Origin of the sequence: Shewanella sp. BJSY2023SW007, from assembly GCF_047314525.1 — a bacterium.
Taxonomy (GTDB): Bacteria; Pseudomonadota; Gammaproteobacteria; order Enterobacterales; family Shewanellaceae; genus Shewanella; species Shewanella chilikensis.
Window position 1 is genome coordinate 1 of the sequence record NZ_JBKORL010000114.1, and the last position, 4,103, is coordinate 4,103.

Genomic DNA, 4,103 nt, shown 5'->3' on the forward strand with positions numbered 1-4,103 from the left:
TTTATCGGATAGCGCGGAAAACCTCGCCGTTCAGGGCGAGGATGAATAGCGCAACGGCGAAGCCGTTCTGAGGGCTACGCCGGAGTTTGTTGCTGCTCAATATACTGCCGGATGATCTCAATTGGCGCACCACCACAGCTCCCCGCAAAATAACTGGGCGACCAGAGCGCACCTCCCCAGAGTTTCTTTTTGATCGAAGGGTAATTCTTTTTTCGGATCATCCGGCTGGATACACCTTTGAGACTGTTAACCAGATTCGACACGGCCACCTTCGGCGGGTAATTCACCAACAAATGCACATGGTCGTCTTCACCGTCGAACTCAACCAGCTCTGATTCAAAATCAAGACAGACCTTTTCAAAAAAGATTTTTAGATCATCCAGCACTTCTTTGGTAAAGACATTTCGTCGGTATTTTGTTACAAAGACCAAATGAACGTGCATTTTAAAAACGCAATGCCTGCCATGCCTTAAATCGTTTTCAATTTCCATAGACCAATCTATAATTGAGTTGTATTGACACAGTATGAGCAAGCCATGCAACGACTGCAAGCCTACAAATTCGAACTGATTGTCACTGGAGAGCAGCAGCGCCAGATGCGCCGCTTCTCCGGTGCTTGTCGGTTTGTCTATAACAAGGCGCTGGCGTTGCAAAAAGAACGACATGAGCAGGGTGAAAAGAAACTATCGGCCTTTGAACTGAATAATCTGTTACCACAATGGAAAGCAGAGCCAGAAACAAAATGGCTGTCTGATTCACCTTCTCAAACGCTGCAACAGTCGCTGAAAGATTTAGATCGGGCGTACAAAAATTTCTTTGCCAAACGAGCAGACTTCCCGCGCTTCAAAAAGAAGGGTCAGTCAGATAGCTTTCGCTATCCACAAGGGGTGAAACTGGAGCAAGGCAATAATCGACTCTTCCTGCCCAAGCTCGGCTGGCTGCGTTACCGCAACAGCCGGACGGTGGAAGGTGAGATTAAAAACGTCACGGTCAGTCAGGTTTGTGGTAAGTGGTATGTATCGATCCAGACCGAGCGGGAAGTTGAAATTGCCGTGCATCAGGGCGATGCCATCGGCATTGACATGGGCATTGCCCGCTTTGCCACCCTGTCCGATGGCCGTTTTTACGCCCCGCTCAACAGTTTCAAACGGCACGAAACCGCTTTGCGCAAGGCGCAGCAGGCCATGAGCCGCAAGGTAAAATTCAGCAATAACTGGAAAAAGGCCAAAGCCAAAGTTCAGCGCATTCATTCCAATATCGGCAACAGCCGCCGTGACTACCTGCATAAAATCTCAAACGACATTAGCAAAAACCACGCGATAGTCTGTATTGAAGATTTGCAGGTCAAAAACATGTCAAAATCAGCGGCAGGAACCGCCGAGCAACAGGGTAGGAATGTTAGGGCGAAGTCAGGCCTGAATAAAGCCATTCTTGATCAAGGCTGGTTTGAGTTCCGTTGCCAGCTCGATTACAAGCTGGCATGGAATGGTGGCCACCTGATCGCCGTTCCACCGAAAAACACCAGCCGGACGTGTCCGTGCTGTGGTCACATATCGAAGGATAACCGCGCCACGCAAGCTCGGTTTGCCTGTGTGGAATGTGGCTTTGAAGAAAACGCCGATGTCGTCGGCGCGATCAATGTATTAAGGGCGGGACACGCCCGATTAGCCTGTGAAGTGAGTGGTGCAACAATGCCGCCAGCAGCAGGAACCCACCGAAGCGAGTCCGGCGTTCGCGCCTAACCGCAGTAGGAATCCTCGTCGTTTACGGCGAGGAGGATGTCAATTAGGTTACAAATTAAACCTAAGCGTTGTCTTTGATAAGAGCCGTCCTGAACTCGCTGACTCCAAGCCTGATTGTTAAGATACCATTGCACGGTTTTCCGCAACCCTGTTTCAAAGGTCTCATCAGGGACCCAATTTAACTCTTTGCTCATTTTGGTAGCATCGATGGCATAGCGACGGTCGTGACCAGGTCGATCTGTCACATAAGTAATTTGTTCCGCGTACGGAGTAGCTTTAGGCATCAATTCGTCTAAAATCGCACATATTGTTTTTACCACCTCCAAATTTCGTTTTTCATTGTGACCACCAATATTATAGGTTTCACCGACTTTTCCTTCTTTGATAACTTTATACAAAGCGCGAGCGTGGTCTTCTACATATAACCAATCACGAATTTGATCACCTTTGCCGTAAACAGGCAAAGGCTTGCCTTCCACCGCATTTAAAATCACAAGTGGGATCAGTTTTTCAGGAAATTGGAAAGGGCCATAATTATTTGAGCAATTGGTCACTATTGTTGGCAAACCATAGGTACGCAACCAAGCGCGAACGAGGTGGTCACTGGATGCTTTCGATGCCGAATACGGACTACTCGGAGCATAAGGTGTGACTTCAGTGAATAGGGGTAACTCGCCTGAATTTTGTACTTCATCAGGATGAGGTAAGTCACCATAAACCTCATCGGTAGAAATATGGTGAAAACGAAAAGCGCTCTTCTTATCATCAGATAGCTCGTGCCAATATGCACGAGTCGCTTCTAGGAGGGTGTAAGTACCAACTATGTTTGTTTGAATAAAATCAGCAGGAGCTGTTATTGAGCGATCTACATGAGACTCTGCTGCCAAGTGCATAACTGCATCAGGCTTATGCTCATCAAACACTCTGTCTAATTCTGCTCGGTCACAGATATCAACTTGCTCAAAAGCGTATCGTTTATCTTTCTCTACGCTGCCAAGAGACTCGATATTGCCTGCATAAGTTAACTTGTCGACATTAATTACGCTATCTTGAGTATGGTTGATAATATGACGAACAACTGCAGAGCCAATGAATCCAGCCCCACCAGTGACCAGTATCTTCATTTTTCACTACCAGATTTGATGAGTTTAGCCATGCTAGGGAAGCTGCGATTAAGTGGTCCGCAGCTCCCGATATGACGCCCCAAACCGTCCTTTATCGACGTCCTGTGGCTCAATTTTCCAATTTTCAGCCCAAAATCGTCTCTTCGTGGCTGATTTTGGCCCTGTTTCAGGCCAATTTCCTCATTTCAGGTAGATCTCGCCTGTGCCCGTATCAATTGGTCAACTCGAACCAGGTTCGCCAGGGTGAATAACATCGCCAGTTGACTGTCATTTTTAGCCAGCCCTTTGTACCTGGCTTTGACGAAACCAAACTGACATTTTACTATCCGAAATGGATGCTCAACCTTCGCTCGGATACTCGCTTTCAGGTATTCGTAACGGATGGCCAGCTTGTTCTTGCGCGGGTGTTGCTTCAATGCATTCACTTTGCCGGGACGCTTGGCGATAAGCCAGTCTGCGCTGACATCGCTGAGCTCATCGCGCTTTTCGGCCCCCTGATAACCAGCATCGGCTGAGATAAACTCTTCATCGCCATGCAGTAACTTGCCAACCTGATTGAGGTCGTGCTCGTTAGCCGCCGTGGTCACCAGACTGTGGGTCAGGCCACTTTTGGCGTCCACGCCAATGTGCGCTTTCATGCCGAAGTACCACTGGTTACCTTTCTTGGTCTGGTGCATGTCTTCATCACGGCTGTTGTGTTTGTTTTTGGTAGAGCTGGGGGCTTGAATGATGGTGGCATCCACCAAGGTGCCCTGGGTCATTAGAACGCCACACTCTGCTAGCCAGTGATTAACGGTACTGAAGATTTTGCGGGCCAGTTCATGCTGCTCCAGCAAATGCCGGAAATTCATGATGGTAGTGCGGTCTGGAATGGCTTTATCCAGTGACAGGCGAGCAAATTGGCGCATGGAGGCGATTTCATAGAGGGCATCTTCCATGGCCTCATCGCTCAGGTTGTACCATTGCTGCATGCAGTGAATACGCAGCATGGTTTCCAGCGGATAGGGCCTGCGACCATTACCGGCCTTGGGATACACAGGCTCGATAACGCCAAGTAATTTGTCCCAGGGAAGCAAGTCATCCATTCTGCCAAGGAAAACTTCTTTGCGGGTCTGGCGGCGTTTACTGGAAAACTCACTGTCGGCAAAAGTCAGTTGCTGGCTCATCCGGTTACTCATTCTGGGTTCAGGTTACAACACGATGATCTCACATCTCGGACTTATTCGCACCTTCCTTA

The 4,103-nt window shown here is 48.5% G+C and carries 4 protein-coding genes; 1 reads left to right on the forward strand and 3 read right to left on the reverse strand.

Translation table 11 applies throughout. The annotated features are described in order from the left end of the window. Positions 1 to 74 precede the first annotated feature (74 nt). Complete coding sequence (tnpA, locus tag ACMHXE_RS19855) at positions 75 to 491, reverse strand: IS200/IS605 family transposase (RefSeq protein ID WP_335909953.1); 417 nt, start codon at positions 489 to 491, stop codon at positions 75 to 77. Positions 492 to 536: 45 nt separating this feature from the next. On the opposite strand from tnpA, the gene ACMHXE_RS19860 reads away from it, so the two are divergent. Continuing rightward, the gene (locus ACMHXE_RS19860; RefSeq protein WP_165564833.1) at positions 537 to 1,742 is read left to right on the forward strand and encodes an RNA-guided endonuclease InsQ/TnpB family protein; all 1,206 of its coding nucleotides are present in this window, start codon (positions 537 to 539) and stop codon (positions 1,740 to 1,742) included. Here ACMHXE_RS19860 and rfbB read toward each other — a convergent pair. Continuing rightward, positions 1,739 to 2,866, reverse strand: coding sequence for a dTDP-glucose 4,6-dehydratase (rfbB, locus tag ACMHXE_RS19865; protein WP_335909216.1), 1,128 nt, complete (start codon positions 2,864 to 2,866; stop codon positions 1,739 to 1,741). The two genes, ACMHXE_RS19860 and rfbB, sit on opposite strands and share 4 nt — an antisense overlap. Before the next feature lie 185 nt (positions 2,867 to 3,051). Continuing rightward, a complete protein-coding gene (locus ACMHXE_RS19870) occupies positions 3,052 to 4,032 on the reverse strand; it encodes an IS5-like element ISEc68 family transposase (RefSeq protein WP_000082736.1) in 981 nt (326 codons plus the stop codon). Positions 4,033 to 4,103 lie beyond the last annotated feature (71 nt).

Coding starts and splice junctions, on each gene's coding strand:
- tnpA (WP_335909953.1), bottom strand. CDS start 491: ATGGAAATTGAAAACGATTTAAGGCATGGCAGGCATTGCGTTTTTAAA.
- ACMHXE_RS19860 (WP_165564833.1), top strand. CDS start 537: ATGCAACGACTGCAAGCCTACAAATTCGAACTGATTGTCACTGGAGAG.
- ACMHXE_RS19870 (WP_000082736.1), bottom strand. CDS start 4,032: ATGAGCCAGCAACTGACTTTTGCCGACAGTGAGTTTTCCAGTAAACGC.
- rfbB (WP_335909216.1), bottom strand. CDS start 2,866: ATGAAGATACTGGTCACTGGTGGGGCTGGATTCATTGGCTCTGCAGTT.